The organism is Sphingomonas hankookensis, assembly GCF_022664465.1.
Taxonomy (GTDB): domain Bacteria; phylum Pseudomonadota; class Alphaproteobacteria; order Sphingomonadales; family Sphingomonadaceae; genus Sphingomonas; species Sphingomonas hankookensis.
This window is the reverse complement of the sequence record NZ_JAKREV010000006.1, coordinates 204,233-227,210: the sequence shown is the minus strand read 5'-3', so window position 1 is coordinate 227,210 and position 22,978 is coordinate 204,233. Positions and strand designations below refer to the sequence as shown.

Below are 22,978 nucleotides of genomic sequence, written 5' to 3'. Positions count from 1 at the left end.
CTCTACAACGTTGAAAGGAGTATGCCATGTTGATGCTGCTGCTTGCCGTGACGACCGACCCGCCGGCGCCGACGCCCACGCCTCCGCCCGTCAAATGCGAAACCATAACCTTTCATCTCGCTGCCAACACCGGCACTGCTCGCATCCGATCCTTGGTGGAAGAGCCGCTGGCGCGGCAGGAACGGGCGGTCGCCTATAGCGAGCAGGGATGTCTCAAACCGGTGACGGTGGCTGAAAACGTCGGCAAATAAAGGTCGATCCGCTATATCGGACCGTCACCCCAGCGAAGGCTGGAGTCTCCCGCGGCTCCTGCGGCTTGCTACCACCGGGAGATCCCAGCCTTCGCTGGGATGACGCGCGGCTCAGGCCGATGGGATCGACCCGGCACCCCCTTGCCCAGCCGGTCGTTTCCGCTTTCCTACAACCTCAACGCTAGCCAGACTGCGTGCCGGCCGCTTGCCGACCACGTTCTTTGACACCCCCGCTCAGCCCCAACACAAAGAGCGCGCAAAGCGTGGCGAGTGTGAACTTAGTGAACTTTGGCTACCCGCCTACCCGAACCCCGGCACCTCCGGCGGGATCGCGGCGTTGCGCCACCGCTCGACCGGCACCGCGACCGGTACCGTCACCGCCCCCTCCTTACGCTCGACCCGCTGGATCAGCGTCGCGCCCTGCTGCACCGTGCCGCCGATCGTCGCACGGGTGCGGACCCAATAATGGTCGGACTTGAACCGCGTGCCGCCGGGCGCGGTCACGTCCTCGCGCGCTAGATCGTCCTTCGACAGATAGCCCTGCCGGTTGCGCGTCGCGATCAGCCGCGCCGCCTTTTGCGGGTCGAACAGCACCGCCATCAGCTCGGGCGTCGCCGCGTTCAGGTTGATCGCGGTATCGCCCGGCAACGCAGTCACCATCCGCGCCAGCAGCTGCGCCTGTTCGGGCGGCAGGAACACCGCCAGCGGGCGCAGGTCCTGCACCGGCCCGCGTTCGCGGATCAGGGCGATCGCCGCCACCGCCTTTTCCTCCTCGATCCCCGCCGCGCCGGCGATGCGCAGGAACAGCAGCTGCGGGATCGGGTCCAGCTCGCGCCGCACCGAATTGACGTTGAAGCGCCCCTCGGCATCGGCGATGGCAAGGTCGAAGCGGCCGCCGTCGATCGCGATGCCGTTCTCGCTGATCGCGCCCCATGGCTCGCCGGGATAATCGGCCTCGAGCGCCACCTGCGCATCGCGTTGCAGCGCCGACAGTGCCGACAGCTCGCCGCCGCGCACGATCGCCAGCGCCCGCGACGCCTCGCGCGATCGGATCGAGCGGTCGAGCGCCACTTCCTCGCGGTTGATCATCAACAGGACCAGCCCGCTGGCGATCGCCACGAACATCAGCACGTTGACCAGGATCATGCCCTGTTCGCTTGTCCGTACGTCGCGGCTCATGTCGTCTTCGCCGGAATCGGCAGCGTGACGATCCGGCGCAGATTGCCGCCGCCCGGCCCGCCGACCTGCAATTCGACCACTACCGCGCGCGGCCAGTCGAGCGCGCGGTCGGGCGCGGGGGGCCAGCTGTCCAGCCAGCCGCCGTCAAAGTACCGCCAGCGCGCCCCCGTCACCTGATCCAGCACGAGCTGCGCCCGGCCATCGACCACCCGCTGCAACTGCCCATCGGCGATGCGGTAGCCGACGCCGATCGGCGGCCCGCCCACCCCCGGCGCGCTCCGCCGGAACCGCAGACCAGCAGCATCGCCGCCCATCGACCCCGGCGCGATCTGGTCGAGGTCGCTCGACACCACCACCATCGCGCGCTGCAGATCGGCGACCCGGTCCAGCCGCGCCTCGGTCCGCCCGTCGACCCCGATCACGCTGTCGACCAGCGCCAGCCCCGCGACGGCGATCAGCGCGAACAGCCCCAGCGAAATCATCAGTTCGAGCAGGGTGAACCCGTCCTCGCCGGGCGCGCGCGGCGTCATGCCCCGCGGCTCTCCGCCACCTTGTCGTACACGCCGTTGGTGGGGACGAGGATCGCGAAGTCGCGCGCGCAGCTGCCGTCGGAGCGGAAGCGCACCGGCCCGGTCACCCCGTCGAACCCGGCTTCGCGCAGCACGCCCTCGCGCGTCATCTGGTCGGCCTCGCGCAACGCCTTGGCGATCAGCGCGGCGTCGTTGCCCAGCGCCGCGATCGCCCCCGGTCGCCCGCCATTGCGCGCGGCATAGGCGGTGGCGAAGGTCGCGAACTTGGCCGGATCGGGGCTGGCGATCCACGCCCCCTCCAGCGCGGTCAGTGCCTCGGGCCGATAATCGAGCGTCTGCATCGTCGCCAGCAGCTGCATCCCCCGGTTCTTCAGCACCGGCGCGATCGCCACCGCCGAACCCGGCACGAATGCCGCATCGCCCTCGACGCCCGGCGGCAGCGTGCCCCCCGTCACCGGCACGATCGTCAGCCCCAGATCGGCCTCCGCCGCGCGCGCCGCCGCGACCGATGCCTGCGACCATGGCGTGCCGTCGTCGACCGCCACGATCCGCCGCACCCCGCGCGACCGGGCATAGCCGAGGATCGCCGCGGTCGCCTGTGCCGGGGTGATGCCGAACACGAACGCCCCGCCGCCGCGCGCCGCGGCATCGTTGGTCAGCGCGACGACCGGCACCTGCTGCCCCACCGCCGCCGCGACCGCGCGCGTCTCGGCGGCCGACAGCGGCCCCAGCACCAGCCCCGCACCGCGCTTCACCGCCGCCCGCGCCGCAGTCGCCGCACCCGCCGGGGTGCCGCCGGTGTCGATGACACTCAGCGCCGCCGCATCGGTTTCGGCAAGCATCGCCGCATTGCGTATGCTAAGGCCCAGCGCCGAACGGTCTCCGCTCAGCGGAACCAGCAACGCGGCGGAGCGCTTGCCCCGCTTGGCAGCCATCAGGGGGGACGCGACCGATGCCACCGACGACAGCAGCACCGCATCGCGAAGCAGTCCAAGCGTCGAGCGCCGCGATCGCATTGTCGAGTCCTTCAAGGTTGCTGGCACGTCGGCGTAGTATCCGCTTCGCCGCGCTCGGCATAGCCTCGTTCGCGGTGGCGATCGTCGCGACGCTGCCGGCCAGCCTGATCGCGGGCAATACCGACTGGCGCAGCGGCGTCGGCGGCACGGTGTGGAACGGCGAGGTCGGCATCGCCGGCGGCAGCCGCCTCGAATGGCATTTCGCCCCCTTGCGCAGCCTGACCAGCCTCGGCTTCGCGGTCGACTGGACCGCGACCGGGGCCGATACCGATCTGGGTGGGCAGGCGCTGCTGCGTCCCGGCGGGGTACGGCTCGACCGGGTGAGCGGCTCGGCCGACGCCTCGCTGCTCGCCGCGCTGCAACCCAATCTGCCCTTCGCCTGCGATTCGACGTGGCAGGTCGACCTGCCCGTCCTGTCGACGATCGCCGGGTCGGCGATGGCCGACGGCCGCGTCGCGATCGATCCGGGCAATTGCGTGACCAGGCCCGGCAACGTCGCGACGCCGACTCCCGCGATGCTGCTGACCGCCGAGCATATTGGCACCCAGACCCGCGTGCGGCTGGTGCCCGAAGGGCAACGCCGCCGCACGTTGATGGACGCGACGATCGAGGAGGACGGCGCCCTCCGCTTTGCCATGACCGGCGACGGTGCGGCGATGCTCCCGTTCACCGGCCTCCCCGCCGGCGCGAGCGTCCAGGGCAGCTTCTAGCGTCCTGCTTCCGGCTTGCCCCGGACATGAATTGTCACCGAACTAGGTAGCGTTACCACCATCGTCAGGGCTTGGCGTACGGTGCCGCACACGATAGCCCTCGTCCATGAGCACCAACCCATCCGCCCCCCCCCGATCGCGCCGCCCGCCTGAAGGCGATCATCGGCGGGTCCACCGGCAATCTGGTCGAATGGTTCGACTGGTATGTCTATGCCGCCTTCTCGCTCTATTTCGCGCCGCATTTCTTCCCCAGCGACGATCGCACCGCGCAGCTGCTCGGCACCGCGGCGGTGTTCGCGGTCGGGTTCGTCATGCGGCCGATCGGTGCGTGGGTCATGGGCATCTATGCCGACCGCCACGGACGCAAGGCGGGGCTGTCGATCTCGGTCACGCTGATGTGCGCCGGCTCGCTGATGATCGCGCTGACGCCGGGGTTCGAGACGATCGGCGTCGCCGCGCCGATCCTGCTGGTGATCGCGCGGTTGATGCAGGGGTTGTCGGTCGGCGGCGAATATGGCGCCAGCGCGACCTATCTCTCGGAAATGGCGGGCAAGGACCGGCGCGGTTTCTTCTCGTCGTTTCAGTATGTCACGCTGATCTCGGGACAGCTGCTCGCGATCGTCGTGCTGCTCGTGCTGCAATCGACGATGAGCGAAGCCGCGCTGGATGCATGGGGCTGGCGCATTCCGTTCGCGATCGGCGCGGTACTGGCGGTCGTCGTGTTCTGGATCCGCCGGGGTCTCGCCGAAAGCCATAGCTTCACCAACGCCAAGGCGGCGGGCGCGCCCAAGTCGGGTTTCCTCGAACTCGTGACCAAGCATCCGAAGGAAACCGCGGTCGTCATGCTGCTGACCGCGGGCGGTACGCTCGCCTTCTACGCCTATTCCATCTACATGCAGAAATTCCTCGTCAACACCTCGGGCTTCAGCCGCGAGGTGGCGAGCCAGATCAACGGCGTGACGCTGTTCGTCTTCATGCTGCTGCAACCCGTCGCCGGGGCACTCAGCGACCGGATCGGGCGCAAGCCGCTGATGATCGCGTTCGGCCTGGCCGGCGTATTGTTCACCTACCCGATCTTCTCCACGCTGGAATCGACCCGCGATCCGGTGACCGCCGGGTTGCTGGTGATGGGCGCTTTGATCATCGTCACCGGCTACACGTCGATCAACGCGGTGGTGAAGGCCGAGCTGTTCCCGGCGCACATCCGCGCGCTGGGCGTGGCGCTGCCCTATGCGCTCGCCAACACCATCTTCGGCGGCACGGCAGAATTCGTCGCGCTGAAGTTCAAGGATGCCGGCTTCGAACGCGGCTTTTATTGGTATGTCACCGCGATGATCGGTGTGTCGCTGGTCGTGTATCTGCGCATGCGCGATACGCGCACTAACAGCCAGATTCTGGAGGATTGAGGGAAAGCTCACCCGTTACAAGTGCCGTTTGGTTCGAGTAGCGATCGAGCGAAATCGAGAACGCGGTTCCGCTGGATCGACGTTCTCGACAGACGCTTCTCGACAAGCTCGAAGCTGCTCGAACCAAACGGTTGGCGGGAAGGACGTCAGTCCCACTCCTCCGACGGCAAATCATCCGGCCACCACTCCGGCGCCATATCGTCCTCCTCGGCGACCGGACGCGGCAACACCGGCACCGCGCCATCGAACGCCACCCGGATCGCCGCGCCCATCGGCGTCGCCTGCTGGAACACCGCCGTTACCTCGCGCCCGCCGCGCAGCATGCCCCCGATCCACACCGCCCGGTCGGCGGTCAGGTAACCGATCTGCACGCCGCGCACGCTGACCACCATCACCGCGTTGGGATCGACCGGGTTGCGCGGCTCGGGTAGCAGCGTCACCGCTTCGCCCGGCGAACACAGCAGGATTTCGAATCGCCGATTGCCGCCCCCGCGATTGGGATGATCGGCACCGACGACATGCAGGCTCAATTCACGCAAACCCCACCTCCCGCGCGAACCGCTCGGTCAGACTGCGAAAAGTGATCGACCAGCGCGTTTCCGTCATCGGCGCGATGCCATGTTCCCAGTCCCATCGCGCAGCCCCGGTCATGTGATACGCCGCCCCCGCCACCAGCGGCAGCGCGAACCGCTCGAACCCCTGGGGCCGGCGCCGCCGGAACCGCAACGTCGCCGGCGCGCCGATCGAGACGCCGACGACATGCTCGAACACCGGCCGGTCACGGTGCCAGCCGATTCCGGCGCCCGGATCGTAGCGGGTCAGCAACGCCTGCACGAGCGCCTCGGCCGACACCCCGGCAAACCCCGCCGCCGCCGCGCGTACCGCCAGCAGCCAGTCGGGCATCGGCTCGGCCAGCGCGACCTGCCCGCGTTCGAAATCATAATGCCAGCCATAGGATGCGGTCAGCCGCAGTCCGGTCCATTGCTGAAACCGGAACGGGGTCAGCGGCGCGGCATCGATCGCCGCGGCGATGGCCGACAGCCGGTCGTCGGCCACCACGCCCGTACGGTGCGACAGGCCGGCCAAGCCCGGTTCGGCGGCAAAGAGGTCGAGTTGCGGCATCGATGGAACGCAACATGGGTCGGCGGCGTCTGTCCATCAACAAGGGGCGACGGATACGATCGCCCGGAAACGGGGACACCTTCATGCCACAGCATAGCGCGGGCATCCTGCTCTACCGCCGCACGCCCGAACCGGCGGTGCTGCTCGTCCATCCCGGCGGCCCCTATTGGGCACGGCGGCAAGAGGGCGCGTGGCAGATTCCGAAAGGGCAGGTCGAACCCGACGAAGCGGTCGAGGATGCCGCCCGCCGCGAAGTCGCCGAGGAACTGGGCGTCGCCGTCGTCGCCCCCCTCGCCCCGCTCGGCATGGTGCGACAGGCGGGCGGGAAGTCGGTGTCCGCCTTCGCCGCCGAACAGGATGTCGATACCCAGACGATCACCAGCATGACCTTCGAGCTGGAATGGCCGCCGCGCAGCGGCCGCCGCCGCGCCTTTCCGGAGGTCGACGCCGCCCGCTGGATGCCGGTCGCCGAGGCGCGGACGATGATGCTGAAGAGCCAGTTGCCACTGCTCGACCGGATCGAGCCGCTGCTGGGATAGGCGCCGTCCCCATCCCTGTTCTCCCCGTTCAGTTCGAGCAGGTTCGAGCTTGTCGAGAAGCGTCCGTCGAGAACGCTCCGTTTGGGGCACCCCCTTCTCGACTACGGTTCTCGACAAGCTCGAACCTGCTCGAAGCAAACGGGGGGCATGTAAGGAGAATACGGCGAGAACTAAGGCCGAACCCGAGGTCAGCGCGCGGGCATGCCCAGCCCTCCTCAATCCCCAACCACCAACCCCCAACCGTCATTCCCGCGAAGGCGGGAATCCATACACGCAGAGCCATCGACCCCATCCGCCACCACAGCGTCTATGGACTCCCGCCTTCGCGGGAGTGACGAAGGAAAGGGGAGCACGGCACATCGCCCGCACCGTCATCCCGGCGAAGGCGGGGATCCATTTTGTCAGGCGTCATCGGCGGAAGCGCCACCGTCCCGCTTCCATGAATCCCGGCCTTCGCCGGGATGACGAAAAAAGCTCAGGGCCTGTCCCTCACAACTCCCGAACCGCCACCGGCACCTCAGCCGCCCGCGTCAGCCGATTCTTCAACGGCAGCGTAAACGGCGCAGCCGCGATCTCGAACACATCGCCTTCCTCCGTCCGCACGCCGTCCGAAAACGACAACGTCGCCGTCCCGAAGAAGTGGACGTGGATATCCCCCGGCCGCCGGAACAGCGCATATTTGAAGTGATGATGCTCGAGGTTGGCCAGGCTGTGCGACATGTTCGCTTCCCCCGACAGGAACGGCTTTTCCCATATCGTCGCGCCATCCCGCACGATCCGGCTCGTCCCCTCGATATGCTCGGGCGGGGTGCCGATCAGCAGCTCGGGACCGATCGACGCCTGCCGTAGCTTGCTGTGCGCCAGCCACAGATAGTTGTGCCGCTCGGTCACATGGTCCGAAAATTCGTTGGCAAGGGCCAGGCCGATACGGTGCGGCGTGCCGTCGGGACCGATCAGGTAGATGCCGGCCAGCTCGGGCTCCTCGCCCCCGTCCTGTGCGAAATGCGGCATGGCGAAGTCGCCGCCGGGCGCGACCAGCTGGCTGCCATCACCCTTGTAGAACCATTCGGGCTGCTGCCCGACCGCGCCGGCCGCCGGCTTGCCGCCCTCGACCCCTTCGAGGAACATCCGCATCGAATCGGTCTGCGTCGCCGCTTCCGCCGCCGCGCGGTGCATCTTGTCGCGCCCCTCGGCCGAACCGAGATGGGTGAGCCCGGTACCGGTCATCACCAGATGCGCCGGATCGTCATGGTCGATCGGCGACCCGATCGCGCCGGCATCGAACAGCGCGGGCAGGTCGACCGCCTCGCCTCGCCCTGCGGCGGCGATCGCGTCGGCAATGCCCTGCCCCGCCTCGATCGCGCACAGCGCCAGCGCCCGGACGCTGTCGACGCCGGGGACGAGATACGCGCCGTCGTCGGTCGCGGCGATGACGGCGCGCGACGGGGCGACGCGCTGCAACAGGCGGAGGGACATCGGGGATTCCTTATGCAAAGACGTCGGTGTCGGCGGGCACGTCGGCGATCGGGTTCGTTACCTTCGATCCCCACACGGCATAGAACAGGATGTAGAGCTCGCACGCCGCGGTCAGCAGGAACGAGTTCTGCAGGCCGTAATGATCGGCCAGCCAGCCCTGCACCGCGACCAGCGCACCGCCGGCGATTGCCATGATCAACAGCCCCGACCCTTCTTCGGTCAGCGGCCCCAGCCCCTTGATCCCCAGCGTGAAGACCGTCGGGAACATGATCGAATGGAACAGCCCGACGAGAATCAGCGACCACATGGCAAGCGGACCGGTGGCGAACACCGTTACCAGCATCGTCACGAACGCCCCGACCGCGAACACCGCCAGCACGGTTTCGGCGGGCACTTTCTGCATGATCGCCGACCCGGCGAAGCGCCCGATCATCATCCCGCCCCATAGCAGCGTCAGGTAACGGCCGGCCTGTTCGGTGGTCATGTTGCCGATCTCGGGCAGCGTGACGAAGTTCACGAACAGGTTGCCCACCCCGATCTCGGCGATCAGGTAGATGAAGATCGCGCCCACCCCGAAGACCAGGTTGCGGTGGCTGAGCAGCGAATGGTTCTTGCGCTCGGCCTTGGCGACCCGCGCGGTCGCCGCGCCCATCGCCGGCAGCGGAAAGCGCGCGATGATGATCGCCAGCACCAGCAGCACGACCGCGACCAGCGCATAGGGCAGGATCACCGACTGCGCATCGGCCAGCCGCTCGGCCTCAGTCAGCACCGTGCCGGCCTCCGCCGTCCCGCCCTTCGATCGGCCGAGGATCAGATACGCGCCGAACAGCGGGGCCAGCATCGTACCGGCCGAATTCATCGCCTGCACCAGATTAAGCCGCGACGACGCCGTCTCCGCCGGACCGATCACCGCGACATAGGGGTTGGCCGCGACCTGCAACAGCGTGATGCCGCTGGCGATGACGAACAGCATGAACAGCGTGACGCCATAGGACGGCAGGCTCGCCGCCAGTGTCATGCCCAGCGATCCCGCCGCCATGATGAGCAGTCCGGTCACCAGCGACTTCTGATACCCGATCCGTTCGATCAGCTTGGCCGACGGGATCGAGGCGAAGAAATAGGCGATGAACCATACGCTTTCGATCAGCGCCGCCTGGAAATAGCTCAGTTCGAACACGCTGCGCAGATGCGGCAGCAGCGTGCCGTTGATGACGGTGATGAACCCCCACATGAAGAACAGGCTGGCGAGCAGCGTCAGCGCGGGCGCGTAGCTGGCACCGGCGGGGGCACTCGCCCCGCCCGGGCGCACGGAAATGGGGGCCGGCATCCTGTTCGTCTCCCTGTCGTCGCGGCATCGCGGGACGGTTTGTTCCGTCGCATCGCTTGCCCAATTCTATTTTGTCTGACTATATGCGGCAACGCATGGCGTCAACGGCGCGCGGGAGCGGGCAAACGGGATCAGGCGGGACGACGGTCCGCCGGTTCTTGCCTCCGCTCCGCCCCGGCGGCGTCCTGCGCGCCACCTTGCTGGACCGGAATTCCGATGACCGACATGCCCGCCCTGCGCAGCCGCGCCTGGTTCGACAATCCCGACAATATCGACATGACGGCGCTCTATATCGAGCGTTATCTGAACTTCGGTTTGAGCCAGGAGGAGCTGCAATCGGGCAAGCCGATCATCGGCATCGCCCAGACCGGCAGCGACCTGTCGCCGTGCAACCGCCACCACCTCGTGCTCGCCGAACGGCTGCGCGAGGGGATTCGCGAAGCGGGCGGCATCGTGCTGGAATTTCCGGTCCATCCGATTCAGGAAACCGGCAAGCGCCCGACCGCCGGGCTGGACCGCAACCTCGCCTATCTCGGGCTGGTCGAGGTACTGTACGGCTATCCGCTCGACGGCGTGGTGCTGACGATCGGCTGCGACAAGACGACACCCGCCTGCCTGATGGCCGCCGCGACGGTCAACATCCCGGCGATCGCGCTGTCGGTCGGCCCGATGCTCAACGGCTGGCACAAGGGCGAGCGGACCGGCTCGGGCACGATCGTATGGAAAGCGCGCCAGATGCTGGCCGCCGGAGAGATCGACAACAAGGAATTCATCCGCCTCGTCTCCTCCTCCGCACCCTCGACCGGCTATTGCAACACGATGGGTACGGCGACGACGATGAACTCGCTGGCGGAGGCGCTGGGCATGCAGCTGCCCGGATCGGCCGCGATCCCCGCGCCCTATCGCGACCGGCAGGAAATCGCCTATCGCACGGGCCTGCGCATCGTCGACATGGTCCGCGAGGACCTCAAGCCCTCGCAGATCCTGACGAAAGACGCGTTCCACAACGCGATCAAGGTCAATTCGGCGATCGGCGGATCGACCAACGCGCCGATCCACCTGGCGGCGATCGCCCGCCATATCGGCGTCGACCTGCCGATCGAGGACTGGCAGGAACAGGGGCACAAGGTGCCGTTGCTGGTCAACCTGCAACCCGCCGGCGAATATCTGGGCGAGGATTATTACCGCGCGGGCGGCGTGCCCGCGGTCGTCAACCAGCTGATGGGTCAGGGGCTGATCGCCGAGGACGCGCTGACCGTAAACGGCAAGTCGATCGGCGACAATTGCCGCGACGCCACGATCGAAGACGAAAAGGTCATCCGTCCGTTCGGCCAGCCGCTGAAGGAAGAGGCCGGCTTCATCGTGCTGAAGGGCAATCTGTTCGACGCGGCGGTGATGAAGACCAGCGTCATCGGCCCCGAATTCCGCGACCGCTATCTGTCCAACCCCGCCGACCCGGATGCGTTCGAGGGACCGGCGGTCGTGTTCGACGGGCCGGAGGATTATCACCACCGCATCGACGATCCCGCACTCGGCATCACTCCCGAAACGCTGTTGTTCATGCGCGGCGCGGGGCCGATCGGCTATCCCGGCGCGGCGGAAGTCGTGAACATGCGCCCGCCCGCGTACCTGATCACCGAAGGCGTCCACGCGCTGCCGTGCATCGGCGACGGGCGCCAGTCGGGAACGTCGGGCAGCCCCTCGATCCTCAACGCCAGCCCCGAAGCGGCGGCAGGCGGCGGCCTCGCGCTGCTGCGCACCGGCGACCGCGTCCGCATCGACCTGGGCAAGGGCCGCGCCGACCTGCTGCTGGGCGACGAGGAACTGGCCGCGCGTCGCCGCGAACTGGAGGCAGCAGGCGGGTATCAATACCCGGCGTCGCAGACCCCGTGGCAGGCGATCCAGCGCTCGGTCGTTGGCCAGATGGCCACCGGCGCGATCCTCGAAGGTGCCGAGGCGTTCCAGCAGATCGCCCAGACGCAAGGATTGCCGCGCGATAACCACTAAGGGGTCCGCCCTCTTCACCCTCTCCGAAAAACCCGTTCGGTTCGAGCAGCTTCGAGCGAAGTCGAGAAGCGTCCGTCGAGAACTCCCTGCTTGGGGCACCCCTTCTCGACTTCGGTTCTCGACAGGCTCGAACCTGCGCTCGAAGCAAACGGGGGGGAAGCGGGGGAGTGGGGGTGATGGACACCCCCCGTCTTGCCAATGCAACATCCCCCCGCCACACTCGGCGCAATCAACGGGGGGGATGCGCATGACAACAAAGTGGCTCTTGCTGGCGACGCTGCTCACCCCGCTCCCCGCCGCCGCGCAGGAAATCCTGCGCGACAACCCGCTGCCCGCACCCGCCAGCATGCCGGAAGCGATCGGCGGCAATGCGCAGGGTGACGTGTCGGTCACCATCTATAACGACGACATCGCGCTGGTGCAGGACATCCGTCCGCTCACCCTGCGCACCGGTCAAGTGCGACAGGACTTTCCCGACGTCAGCGCGCAGATCCGGCCCGAAACCGTCTCGCTCGCCGTGCCCGACGCGCGGATCGTCGAACAGAATTTCGACTTCGACCTCCTGTCCCCTTCCAGCCTGATGGAAAAGGCGGTGGGGGAGACGATCACCCTGCTGCGCACCAACCCCGCGACCGGTGCCGAGACGCGCGAACGCGCCCGCGTGCTGGCGGTCAATGGCGGCGTGGTCCTGCAGATCGGCGACCGGATCGAGGTGCTGCGCGACGACGGCCTGCCGGTGCGCGCGATCTTCGACAAGGTGCCCGCGTCGCTGCGCGCCCGCCCGACGCTGTCGGTGACGCTCGACAGTGCCCGCGCCGGCACCCGTCCGGCGACGCTGTCCTATCTCAGCCGCAATCTGGGGTGGAAGGCCGACTATGTCGCGCTGCTCGATCGCAAGAGCGGCACGATCGACGTGCAGGGCTGGATCACGCTTACCAACACCACCGGCACGACCTTCACCAATGCGCGCACGCTGCTGGTCGCCGGCTCGGTCGAATCGGTCGAGGACGATAACGTCTATCGTCCCAACCGTCCGCAGCGGCGCCCGACGATGCAGGCCGGCACCGAGACGAGCAGCCGCGAACAGCTGGGCGATTTCTACCTCTATCCGCTGCCCGAACGCACCACGATCGCCGACAAGCAGACCAAGCAGGTCAGCTTCCTCGACGTGAAGGGCGCGGCGGCGACCAGCGGCTATCGCTTCGTCAACGGCTGGCTCGGCACCGCCGAACAGCCGCGCAGCGCGCAGAGCATCGTGCGCTTCAGCAATGCGGCGAAGGGCGGCCTGGGCGACGCGCTGCCCGCCGGCACCATCCGCGTCTATATGCGCGACGCGCGCGGCCAGTCGCAATTCACCGGCGAAGCGGCGATCGATCACACGCCGCAGGGGTCGAAGATCGCGCTGGCGACCGGCGATGCGTTCGACGTGAAGGTCCGCCCGGTCGTCGAAAGCCGCACCCGCATCAATGCCAACCGCTGGCAGACGAAGATGCGCTACACCCTGACCAACGCCATGGCCGCGCCGGTGACGGTCGAACTGGTGCAGGGCGGGCTCGACTGGAGCGACACCCGCGTCATCGAACAGAGCCGCGCGGGCGAACGCGTCGATGCCGGACAGAATGTCTGGCAGGTGTCGGTCCCCGCCAACGGATCGGCGGTCGTCACCGCGACGTTCGACACCCGCTACTGATGCGCGCGCGTTGTGATTTCTGGTCCCCCGCATCAACGACGTACCCCCGCGTAGGCGGGGGTCCAGGGTTGCCGGGCGCAACGGTTGGTCTGCGTGGCTCTGGCCCCCCGCCTGCGAGGGGGTACGGCCTTAGTATCACACGAACCGCGACCCTTATCCCCATCCTGCTGGCAGTTGCCGTTCCCCTCCCCGCCAAAGAACCCAACTGGACCCCGGCCTTCGCCGGGGTACGGGTAGCAAGCGAAGGGCAGGTTCCGACCGCCATCCCCACCACCGTAACTTCCCCCGCCCCACAAACCGTCGCGGTCACCCTCTACCGCGCCCCCTATCGCGGCGCCCGCGACCCGATGAACCTGCGCAATCTGCAGGGGTACGCGCTGGTCACCGAAACCCGCCGCATCACCCTGCCCCGCGGCCGCGCCGTGCTGCGCTTCGAAGGGGTGGCCGGCGGCATCATCCCCGTCAGCGCGGTGATCGACGGCCTGCCCGGCGGGACGGTCGAAAAGAATCGCGACGCGCGCCTGCTCTCGCCCGCCGCGCTGGTCGACGGCACGCTCGGCAACCGCGTGACGCTCCGCCGGACCGACCGCACCAGCGGGGTGGTGCGCGAGGAAGCGGCGACCATCGTCTCCGGCCCGACCGGCGGCGTGGTCGTGCAGACCGCGAACGGGATCGAGGCGCTGGGCTGTGCCGGCCTCGCCGACAGCCTCAAATACCGCCGCATCCCCGCCGGCCTGTCGGCCAGACCGGTGCTGAGCGTCACCACCGACAGCCCGTCGCGCCGCACCGTCACCGTCCGTTTGTCCTATCTCGCCACCGGGTTCGACTGGTCGGCCAGCTATGTCGGCACGCTCGCCGGCGATCGGCTGAACCTGTTCGCATGGACCACGCTCGCCAACGGCAACGCCGAAGGCTTCGCCGATGCCGAGGTGCAGGTCGTCGCCGGCCGGCTGAACCGCGAACGCGTCGCTGCGCTGGAGGCAGCGGCGACCCGGTTGCAACTGCGCTGCTATCCGCTGGGGACGACGACGTCGGACCTGCGGCTGGAAACCTTCGACGTTGCGGAGGAGATCGTTGTCACAGGATCGCGTCTCCGGGCACCGCCACCGGTGTACGCGCCCTTGCCGGTCGCGGCGCCCCCCGCCCCCCCGGCACCGCCCGCCCCCGAAAATCTCGGCGACGTAAAGCTCTACCGCCTCCCCGGCCGCACCACCGTCGCGGCAAACGGGCAGAAACAGGTCGCACTGCTGCGGCAGGACGGCGTCGCCTATACCCGCGTCTATCGCCGTCGCGTCGGCGTCGGTCAGCCGATCGCGGGCGGCGCGCTCGACATCATGCTGCGCGTGAAGAACGAAAAGGCGGCGGGGCTCGGCATCCCCCTCCCCGCCGGCACTACCGCGCTCTACGCGCCGCGGGGGCAGGCCAATCTGCTGGTCGGCACCGGCACCATGACCGACCGGGCGGAGGGCGAGACGCTACTGATCGGCGCGGGCAGCAGCCGGCAGGTGCTGGTGACGCAGGTCGGGCTCGCGCCCTCTCATGCCCGCCTGACCCTGACCAACGCGCGCGGCGTGCCGGTCGATGTCGAAATCCCGATCGGCTATCCCGGCGCCAAGGTCGAAGGTCCGGGCCTCGAACGGATCGACGGCATCATGACGTGGCGCGTCACGCTCCCCCCCGGCGACACCGCCACGCTAGACTATCGCTATTGAAGCATCCCTCTCCCGCCGGGAGAGGGAGGGAGGCGCGCAGCGCCGGAAGGGTGAGGGCGACCACGCGACCGTCACCCCCCAAAAAACCCCGTTCAGTTCGAGCAGCTTCGAGCTTGTCGAGAAGCGTCCGTCGAGAACCGTCGCCTCGCCCGAAGAGAACCCTTTGCCGGAACACGTCATGCCAGCGAAGGCTGGCATCTCCTGCGGCGAGGCGCGCGCTTCAAAACCGAGAGACCCCAGCCTTCGCTGGGGTGACGTAAAGCCGGTGGGACACTTGAACGACTGTGGCATACGCGCCTTCACTACCCCGCCGCCATCGCCCCCATCGTCACATAATCCAGCTTCCCCGTCCCCAGCACCGGCAGCGCCGCCACCACCCGCACATCCCGCGGCAGCGCCAGTTCGGCGACGCCATTGGCCCGCCCCCACGCCGACAGCGCGCTCGCCTCCGCCCCAGGCTGCGTGGTGAACAGCACCAACTGCTCGCCCTTCCGGGCATCGGGCCGGGTCACCACCGCATGCTCCGCCCCCGGCCAGACCTTCGCCGCATAGCCCTCGACCGCCGGCAGCGAGACCATCTCGCCGCCGATCTTGGCGAAGCGTTTCGCCCGCCCGCGGATCGTCACGAACCCTGCCTCGTCGATCGTCACGATATCGCCGGTATCGTGCCACCCCTCCGCCGGCGGTTGCAGCACGCCCGGCGCGTCGACTTTCAGATACCCCGCCATCACATTCGGTCCGCGGATCGCCAGCCGCGCGCCCTCGGCGATCCCCGGCACCGCCTCCAGCCGCGCCTCGATCCCCGGCAGCAGCCGCCCGACGCTACCCGCGCGAAAATGCATCGGCGTGTTGACCGCAATCACCGGCGCCGCCTCGGTCGCGCCATAGCCTTCCAGGATGCGCAACCCGAACTTCCCGGCATAGACCGCCCGCGTCTCCGCCCGCACCCGCTCGGCCCCGGCAAAGATGTAGCGCAGCGCATAGAAGTCATAGCCATGCGCCATCCGCGCATAGCCCGACAGGAAGGTATCGGTCCCGAACAGGATCGTCGCATTGGCGTCATACGCCAGCGCCGGCACGATCCGGTAGTGCAGCGGGCTCGGATACAGCACCGTCCTCACCCCCGACAGGATCGGCAACAGCGTACCCCCGGTCAGGCCGAAGCTGTGAAACACCGGCAACGCGTTCAGCACCACATCCGCCCGGCTGAAATCGATCCGCGACGACAGCTGCAAACAGTTGCTCAGCAGGTTGCGATGGGTCAGCACCACCCCCTTGGGCACCCCCTCCGACCCGCTGGTGAACAGGATGACGGCGGGCGCATCGGCCGCCACCCGCTGCCGCCGGTGGAGCCGCCCCGCCATCCGCGACCGGACCAGCGCCACGATCTTCGCACCCGCACCGATGGTCTCGCGGATATCCTCCAGATAGCGGACCGCGATCCCTTCGCTCGCCAGCCCGGCGACGACCTCGCCGAGCTTCGCCTGTTCGACGAACGCCCGCGCGGTCACGATCGTCCGAATCTGCGCCGCGGTACATGCCGCCCGCAAATTGGCGAGGCCAGCGGTATAGTTCAGCATCGCCGGCACGCGGCCGGTGGCCTGCAACGCAAAGAAGGTTACCACCACGCCATTGACGTTGGGCAGCAGCACGCCGACCGCCTCCCCCTGCGCCGTCCCCTGCGCCAGTGGAGCGGCAAGCGCCTGCGTCCCCGTCACCAGCCGGTCATAGGTCAGCGGCACGCGCTGCACATCCTCGACCACGGCCATGCCGTGCCCGTGCAGATGCCGCGCGTCGATCAGCGCGTCGTACAGCGTCCGGTCGGTGTCCGACGTCGCGAAGATCATCTCGCTCATCACGTCGTACAGCCGCCGCCCGGCGATCGCCCGCCGCTCGCGCGCGCTCACCCCCTCGGGCAATTCGAAGCGGCGCTGCGGCAGCACGGTCAGTGCGATCTTCGGGAACCAGTGCAGCCGCGCCTTACCCTTCAGGCGCGAGAAACGGGTATATTGCGCGCCATCGATCCTAACCGGCACGATCGGCGCATCGGCGCGGTCGGCGACCATGCCGGGGCCGTCGAACACCTTCATCAGCGCGCCGGTGACGGTGATCCGCCCCTCGGGGAAGATCACCAGCGTGGCGCCATCGCGCACCGCCTTCACCATCGCCTTGGCCGACATCGGGTTGGTCGGATCGACCGGGAACGCGTCGAACAGCTTCAACAGCGGCTGCATCCACCATTTGCGCGCGAAACGGCTGTGGATCGCAAAGGTCGGCTTGCCCGGCAGGAACGCGGCCAGCAGCAGCCCGTCGAGGAACGACACATGGTTGACCACCACCACCGCCCGCTCGCCCGGCGCCGGCATGTTCTCGCTGCCATGGACCTCGACCCGGTAGAACCGGCGCAGCGCCATGCGCACTACGCCCTTGAACACCGTCTCGGGCAGCAGCCAGCACGAGATCAGCGCGATCGACAGCGTGGCGAAGCCCAGCGCGCCGAAAATGCCCGCCACGCTGCTCCCGCCCGCCAGCATTGCCGTCACCACCGCGACCATCGCCACCGTGACGATCGCGTTGATGACGTTGTTCGCGGCGATCACCTGCGACCGTTTCTCCGCCGGGCTCCACGTCTGGAGGATGGCGTAGAGCGGCACGACGAACACGCCGCCGCTGATCGCGATGCCCGCCAGGTCGATCAGCATGTGCCAGCTGCCGGGCGTGGCGAGGAACGCGGCGATGTCCGCGCCCGGCGTCACCACCACGAACCGGCGGCTGGTGATCCACAGATCGATCAGGAACACCGCCAGCCCGATCGCCGCGATCGGCACGTAGCGCGCCGACACCTCGCCCTTCAGCAGCCGGTTGACCAGCAGCGACCCCGCCGCGACCGACAGGCTGAACACCGCGAGGAACAGCGTCACCACCTCCGCCTGCGCATTCAGCGTGCCGGCGACCAGCGGCGCGAACTCCGACAGCACCACCGCACCGACCGAAAAGAACCAGCTGATGCCGAGGATCGCCAGCCACACCCCGCGCCCGCCGTGCGCCGCGCGCAGGATCGCCCAGGTGCTGCGGAGCGGGTTCAGGTCGATCCGCATGTCGGGCGCGGCCGAGGGTGCGGCGGGCACTGCCAGCGCGGCGAGGAACCCCAGCACCGCGACCCCGAACGCCACGATCCCCGCCTCCCATGGCGGGATGATCCCGGCCAGCAATTGCCCGGTCAGGATCGCGACGAACGTCCCCGCCTCGACCAGACCCGTGCCGCCCATCAGTTCATGGGAGCGCAGATGCTGCGGCAGGATCGAATATTTGACCGGCCCGAACACCGTCGAATGCACGCCCATCAGGAACAGGCAGGTCAGCAGCACCGGTACCGATTCGAACCAGAAACCGGCCAGCGCCAGCGCCATGATCGCAATCTCGGCCGCTTTGACGGCACGGATCAGCCACGCCTTGTTCCACGCATCCGCCATCTGCCCGGCAAGGCCCGAGAACAGGAAATAGGGCAGGATGAATAGTCCGGTCGACACCGTCGCCAGCGTCGCCGCCCGCGCCGGATCGGCGCGGTACAGCGTGAAGTTGGCGAGGAACAGCAGTGCGAACTTCAGCAGATTGTCGTTCATCGCGCCCAGGAACTGGACGACGAACAACGGACCGTAGCGACGTTTGGCCAGCAGCGAGAAATCGGGTGCAGACATGTCTTTCCCTCGTCCGGGTGCGATCGTCGTCCCGCCGGTTGGACGGAACCCCCGTCTTCCCGAATCAGACCGTGGGAACAATGCCTAGCATAAATTTATCACTGTTCAATACATCAGTTCGATCGCGTCGGATCGGTCATCGGGTCGGCCATCTCACGCGATCCCGGCAAACGGGTGATCGGCAGCGACCCGGTCTGGCGCTCGATCATGCGGTGGACGCGCGGCGGCTCGGTCCCCTGATGCAGCGCCAGCAACGCCTCGCTGTTGGCGCGATCCGCCTCGGTCCGGCGCTGGTTATGGCGGATATATTCGAGCCAGGTCGACACATGATAGCGCTCGATCCACAGCTCGGGATCGTTCAGGTCGCGCAGCAAGGCCCAGTGATGCGCCCCGTCGCGCCGCCGGATGCGCCGCCGCTCGTTCATCACGCTCAGGAACTGGACGACGTCCGCCGGCGCGATCCGGTAATCGATCGTCACCACCACCGGGCCCGACCGCGGCTCGACCGGCACCTGCGTATCGGGCGCCTCCCACCCGCGCGGCGCGAGGTTGCCGGTCTCGATATCGCGCAACGGCAGCCACAGCCCGGTGACGACGCTCAACAACTGCACCCCCGCCGCCGCCAGCAACGCGACCTGCACGCCCGACCCTTCGGCGATCGACCCGAACAGCCAGCTGCCGATCGTCATGCCGCCGAACGCCGACATCTGGTACAGCGCCAGCGCGCGCGCCACGACCCAGCGCGGTGCGGCCATCTGCACCGATACGTTGAAGGTACTGAGCGCCGACACCCATCCCGCCCCGGCCAGCACCAGCGCGAGCAGCGTCAGCGGCAACCACGGACTGATCGCCACGACGGCGCCCCCGCTCGCCAGCGCGGTCGCCGCGACGCGGACCAGCCGCTCCGGACTCCACCGCCGCCGCAACCGCACGCTGCCCAGCGCCCCGATCACCGCCCCCGCCCCGAACCCGCCGAGCAGCGCGCCATAGGTCAGCGGCCCGCCGGTCACCACGTCGCGCGCGACCAGCGGCATCATCGCCGGCACCGCACTCGCCGCGATCCCGAACAGCGCCGCGCGCAGCAACACCGTGCGCAACGACGGCGACATCCGGACGTACCGGACCCCGGCGGCCATCGCGAGGCCCAGCGTTTCGCGCGGGAGCAGGCGCGGCGCATAGTCCGGTTTCCACCGCGCCAGCACCGCGATCAGCCCGATATAGCTCAGCGCATTGGTCAGGAACGCCGCCGCCGCGCCCGCGATCGCGACGATCGCCCCGCCCAGCGCCGGCCCGACGCTGCGCGCGATGTTGAACCCCATCGAATTGAGCGCGACCGCACTCGGCAACACGCTACGCGGCACCATGTCCCCGACCGATGCCTGCCATGCCGGTCCGTTGATCGCCGTCCCGCACCCGATCAGGAAGGTGAATGACAGCAACAGCCACGGGCTGAGCCACCCCGCCCATGCACACACCGCCAGCGCGACCGACACCAGCAGCATGAAACTCTGCGCCGCCAGCATCACCCGCCGCCGGTCGAGATTGTCGGCCACCGCCCCGGCCCATAGCGACAGCAACATGATCGGCAGCGTCGTCGACGCCTGCACCAGCGCGATCATCTGGGGCGATGCCGCCAGCGACGTCATCATCCACGACGCACCGACCGACTGGATCAGCCCGCCGAAGTTCGACGCCATCGACGCGATCCAGATGGCGCGGAAGATCGGGATCGACAGCGGCGAACTATGCGTCGCCTGCGCGGTCGTAACGGGGGTCGATGCCATGCAGGGGGAATGCGGCAAGCGCCGCTTTGTGCCAAGGATTCGATGCCGGCTTGTGCGTTCGTCCGATCGGGCGCAGGCGCGGTGACGATGCGGCCCCCCTTCACCCTCGACGCCGACGGTGCGACCCTCACGATTCGCGCGACGCCGAAGGCATCGAAAACGGCGGTGACCGGGGTGGTTGCGCTGGAGGGGGATACGACGGCGCTCGGTCTGCGGATCGCCGCGCCGCCGGTCGACGGGGCGGCGAACGACGAAGTGGTGCGCTTCGTGGCGAAGCAGTTGCGGGTCGGGCGGGGGTCGGTGACGCTGGTCGCGGGGCAGGCGGCGCGGGTGAAAAGGCTGCGGATCAGGGGGGATGCGGTGGCGCTGGAGGCGGCGTTGCGGGCGCTCCTCGTTTAATCGTCATTCCCGCGCAGGCGGGAATCCATACACGCCAACGCTGCGGCACCAGCGCAACCGTCAGCGGCAATGGGTTCCCGCCTGCGCGGGAACGACAAAGGGCACCCCTCCGTCATCCCGGCGAAGGCCGGGATCCATTGTGTCGGGTGCTATCGATGGAAACGCAACGTGGCCGCGTCCATGGATTCCGGCCTATGCCGGAATGACGAGGGGCCTAGACAATCGCATGCGGCACGAACCGCGCGAGGTCGCGCGTGATCGGTCCATCATCCTCGCGCACCGACAGCGCGACCGCTTCGTCGCCGACGATCCACGACCCGACCACCGCATGGTTGCCATCGAACACCGGCAGCGGCGCCAACGCCTGCACGACATGCCCTTCCTCGCCATAGCCGCCCTCCGGCCCCCGCGCCGTCGCGGCGCCGTCGACCAGTTCGATATCCCAGCCCTCGCGCGAAAAGATCGGCTTGCGCACATAGGCGTCGCCAATCTCCGCCAGCGCCGCCGTGTCATCGGCAAAGGCGGCAGGCAACAGGTTCGGATGCCCGCGATGCCGCTGCCACAACAACGGCAGGATGCCCTTGTTCGACAACAACGCCTTCCACGCCGGTTCGAGGAACAGCGTCTTCGTCGCCGCCAGTTGCTTGGCGTACGGCTCGCGCAGCATATCCTCCCACGGATACAGCTTGAACAGCGCGCCGATCAGCACGTCGTCGCCATCCACGAACGCGCCATCGCCATCGACGCCGATCCGGTCGATCGCGACGAACGCCGGGTCCAGCCCCGCCTGGCGCGCGACATCCTCCAGATAGCGCACCGTCTGCCGATCCTCGACATGATCGTCGACCGACGCGAAATGCACCGTGCTGCCCTTGGTGAAGAGTGCGCCAAAGCGTTCGACCAGCGCGTCGTGCAGCCGGTTATACTGGTCGGCCCCCGCCGGCAGCGTGCCGTCGGCGATGCGATCCTCCAGCCACTGCCACTGGAACAGCGCGGTCTCGAAAATGCTGGTCGGCGTATCGGCGTTATATTCCAGCATCTTCGCCGGACCGCTGCCGTCGAATGCAAAATCGAACCGCCCGTAGAGCGACGGCGCATGGCGTCCCCACGACGCCGCCACCACGTCGCGCATGTCCTGCGGAATGGCCAGCCGGTGCATCAACGCATCGCTGCGCACCACCTCGTCCACCAGCTCGCGGCACAGGCTGTGCAGCTCGGCACTGGGGGCCTCGATCCCCTGCTCCACCTCGTCGAGCGAGAAGGCGTAATACGCCCCCTCCTCCCAATATTTCTGGCCGTCCTGATGGTGGAAGGTGAAGCCCATCCGCTCGGCGGTCGCCCGCCAGTCGGGACGGGGGGCGACCGCATGGCGCTGCATCAATCGCGCCCGATCGTTCCGCCGTCGCGCGTCCCGTCGGACAGGCGCGGTGCGGCGTCCTTGGGCTGCGACAGCCGGGCGAGAATGTCGTCGGCGCTCGAATTGCCCGGCAACAGCCCGGCGGCCTTCAGCTTTTCGTCGAGATCGGCGCCGGTGCGCATATCCTCCAGCTCGGCCGATGCCTTGAACTTCTCCTCGCGGATCGCCTGCCGTTCCTTGAGGCGAGCGAGGCTGTCCGCCGCCGACCCCAGCGACGACGCCGCGCCGCCATAGCTGCTGGCGACCGAGGCCTGTGCCTTCTGCACGCTCTCGTTCGCGCGGACGACGTCGACCTCGCGGCGCAGCGCGTCGATCTTGCTATCGCCGGTCTTGATGATGCCGCGAATCTTGTCCTCGGCGGCGCGCATGTCGGCGATCTGCGGCGTCTTGAGCGTCGCCTCGCTCTCGATCGTCGCCAGCCGCTGTGCGACCTCACGCGCCAGGTCCATGTCGCCGCGCGCCATCGCGGCGCGTGCCGAGGACTCGTACTTCTCGCGCTGCGAGGTGAGGCCTTCCAGCTCCTTTTCGATCATCCGCCGCTTGGCGGTCAGCGTCGCCAGGTCGTCGCGCGCCTTGGCCTGCAACGATCCGGCATCGCGAATCTGCTGGTCGAGGATCGTCAGTGCCTTGGCATCGACGATCGACTGTCCGGTTTCGTGCGCCGTACCGCGCACCAGCGCCACGAGGTTCTTCCACATCGACATCAGTCTACCTT

19 protein-coding genes are annotated in these 22,978 nt (G+C 68.2%); 8 read left to right on the top strand and 11 right to left on the bottom strand.

Translation table 11 applies throughout. The features are described from left to right. The first annotated feature begins 26 nt into the window (after nt 1-26). On the top strand, nt 27-251 hold the full coding sequence (locus MF610_RS15930; RefSeq protein ID WP_242200089.1) for a hypothetical protein: 225 nt from the start codon (nt 27-29) through the stop codon (nt 249-251). Between the two features lie 300 nt (nt 252-551). On the opposite strand, the gene MF610_RS15925 is transcribed toward MF610_RS15930, so the two are convergent. From MF610_RS15925 to MF610_RS15915, 3 genes are read right to left on the bottom strand one after another with little or no spacing between them, the layout of a single operon-like run. Next, the gene (locus tag MF610_RS15925) at nt 552-1,430 is read right to left on the bottom strand and encodes a type II secretion system minor pseudopilin (RefSeq protein ID WP_242200085.1); all 879 of its coding nucleotides are present in this window, start codon (nt 1,428-1,430) and stop codon (nt 552-554) included. Next, nucleotides 1,427-1,960, bottom strand: a complete 534-nt coding sequence (locus MF610_RS15920) for a type II secretion system protein GspJ (protein ID WP_242200081.1) — start codon at nt 1,958-1,960, stop codon at nt 1,427-1,429. Before MF610_RS15920 ends, MF610_RS15925 begins: the two co-directional genes overlap by 4 nt. Then, nucleotides 1,957-2,976 carry an ABC transporter substrate-binding protein gene (locus tag MF610_RS15915; protein ID WP_242200078.1) on the bottom strand — a complete coding sequence of 340 codons (1,020 nt, stop codon included), beginning with the start codon at nt 2,974-2,976 and terminating at the stop codon, nt 1,957-1,959. The genes MF610_RS15920 and MF610_RS15915 overlap by 4 nt, the downstream gene beginning before the upstream one ends. 17 nt (nt 2,977-2,993) lie before the next feature. Between MF610_RS15915 and gspN the strand changes: the two genes are divergently transcribed. Continuing rightward, nucleotides 2,994-3,686 carry a type II secretion system protein N gene (gene gspN, locus MF610_RS15910; protein WP_242200070.1) on the top strand — a complete coding sequence of 231 codons (693 nt, stop codon included), beginning with the start codon at nt 2,994-2,996 and terminating at the stop codon, nt 3,684-3,686. 149 nt (nt 3,687-3,835) lie between these two features. Further along, nucleotides 3,836-5,092: an MFS transporter gene (locus MF610_RS15905; RefSeq protein WP_242200352.1), complete on the top strand. Its 1,257-nt coding sequence runs from the start codon at nt 3,836-3,838 to the stop codon at nt 5,090-5,092. A 146-nt stretch (nt 5,093-5,238) separates the two neighbouring features. On the opposite strand, the gene MF610_RS15900 is transcribed toward MF610_RS15905, so the two are convergent. Both MF610_RS15900 and MF610_RS15895 read right to left on the bottom strand, forming a co-directional pair. After that, nucleotides 5,239-5,631 (bottom strand): HIRAN domain-containing protein, encoded by a 393-nt coding sequence (locus MF610_RS15900; protein WP_242200068.1) that lies wholly within the window; start codon nt 5,629-5,631, stop codon nt 5,239-5,241. Next, on the bottom strand, nt 5,624-6,214 hold the full coding sequence (locus MF610_RS15895) for an alpha-ketoglutarate-dependent dioxygenase AlkB (protein WP_242200065.1): 591 nt from the start codon (nt 6,212-6,214) through the stop codon (nt 5,624-5,626). The genes MF610_RS15900 and MF610_RS15895 overlap by 8 nt, the downstream gene beginning before the upstream one ends. Before the next feature lie 83 nt (nt 6,215-6,297). On the opposite strand from MF610_RS15895, the gene MF610_RS15890 reads away from it, so the two are divergent. Further along, on the top strand, nt 6,298-6,753 hold the full coding sequence (locus tag MF610_RS15890) for an NUDIX hydrolase (RefSeq protein ID WP_242200062.1): 456 nt from the start codon (nt 6,298-6,300) through the stop codon (nt 6,751-6,753). A gap of 489 nt (nt 6,754-7,242) precedes the next feature. Here MF610_RS15890 and araD1 read toward each other — a convergent pair whose 3' ends face one another. After that, on the bottom strand, nt 7,243-8,229 hold the full coding sequence (araD1, locus tag MF610_RS15885) for an AraD1 family protein (protein WP_242200060.1): 987 nt from the start codon (nt 8,227-8,229) through the stop codon (nt 7,243-7,245). A gap of 10 nt (nt 8,230-8,239) precedes the next feature. Beyond that, entirely contained in the window at nt 8,240-9,556 is a 1,317-nt protein-coding gene (locus tag MF610_RS15880) for a sugar MFS transporter (RefSeq protein ID WP_242200059.1), read from the bottom strand. Nucleotides 9,557-9,772: 216 nt separating this feature from the next. On the opposite strand from MF610_RS15880, the gene MF610_RS15875 reads away from it, so the two are divergent. The 3 genes from MF610_RS15875 (at nt 9,773) to MF610_RS15865 (ending at nt 14,965) form a co-directional block, all read left to right on the top strand. Continuing rightward, nucleotides 9,773-11,563 (top strand): IlvD/Edd family dehydratase, encoded by a 1,791-nt coding sequence (locus MF610_RS15875; RefSeq protein ID WP_242200056.1) that lies wholly within the window; start codon nt 9,773-9,775, stop codon nt 11,561-11,563. A gap of 247 nt (nt 11,564-11,810) precedes the next feature. After that, nucleotides 11,811-13,253, top strand: coding sequence for a DUF4139 domain-containing protein (locus MF610_RS15870; RefSeq protein ID WP_380870599.1), 1,443 nt, complete (start codon nt 11,811-11,813; stop codon nt 13,251-13,253). A 347-nt stretch (nt 13,254-13,600) separates the two neighbouring features. Further along, nucleotides 13,601-14,965 carry a DUF4139 domain-containing protein gene (locus MF610_RS15865; protein WP_242200053.1) on the top strand — a complete coding sequence of 455 codons (1,365 nt, stop codon included), beginning with the start codon at nt 13,601-13,603 and terminating at the stop codon, nt 14,963-14,965. Between the two features lie 302 nt (nt 14,966-15,267). On the opposite strand, the gene MF610_RS15860 is transcribed toward MF610_RS15865, so the two are convergent. Further along, nucleotides 15,268-18,663, bottom strand: coding sequence for an acyl-[ACP]--phospholipid O-acyltransferase (locus MF610_RS15860; protein ID WP_242200052.1), 3,396 nt, complete (start codon nt 18,661-18,663; stop codon nt 15,268-15,270). A 113-nt stretch (nt 18,664-18,776) separates the two neighbouring features. Beyond that, nucleotides 18,777-20,447 (bottom strand): MFS transporter, encoded by a 1,671-nt coding sequence (locus tag MF610_RS15855; protein WP_242200051.1) that lies wholly within the window; start codon nt 20,445-20,447, stop codon nt 18,777-18,779. A gap of 87 nt (nt 20,448-20,534) precedes the next feature. Here MF610_RS15855 and MF610_RS19105 point away from each other — a divergent pair, with 87 nt between their 5' ends. Then, the gene (locus MF610_RS19105; RefSeq protein ID WP_277924172.1) at nt 20,535-20,846 is read left to right on the top strand and encodes a DUF167 domain-containing protein; all 312 of its coding nucleotides are present in this window, start codon (nt 20,535-20,537) and stop codon (nt 20,844-20,846) included. Between the two features lie 214 nt (nt 20,847-21,060). On the opposite strand, the gene MF610_RS15840 is transcribed toward MF610_RS19105, so the two are convergent. Both MF610_RS15840 and MF610_RS15835 read right to left on the bottom strand, forming a co-directional pair. Further along, nucleotides 21,061-22,224, bottom strand: coding sequence for a glutathionylspermidine synthase family protein (locus MF610_RS15840; RefSeq protein ID WP_242200048.1), 1,164 nt, complete (start codon nt 22,222-22,224; stop codon nt 21,061-21,063). Continuing rightward, nucleotides 22,224-22,967: a PspA/IM30 family protein gene (locus MF610_RS15835; protein WP_242200046.1), complete on the bottom strand. Its 744-nt coding sequence runs from the start codon at nt 22,965-22,967 to the stop codon at nt 22,224-22,226. The genes MF610_RS15840 and MF610_RS15835 overlap by 1 nt, the downstream gene beginning before the upstream one ends. Between the last annotated feature and the right edge of the window lie 11 nt (nt 22,968-22,978).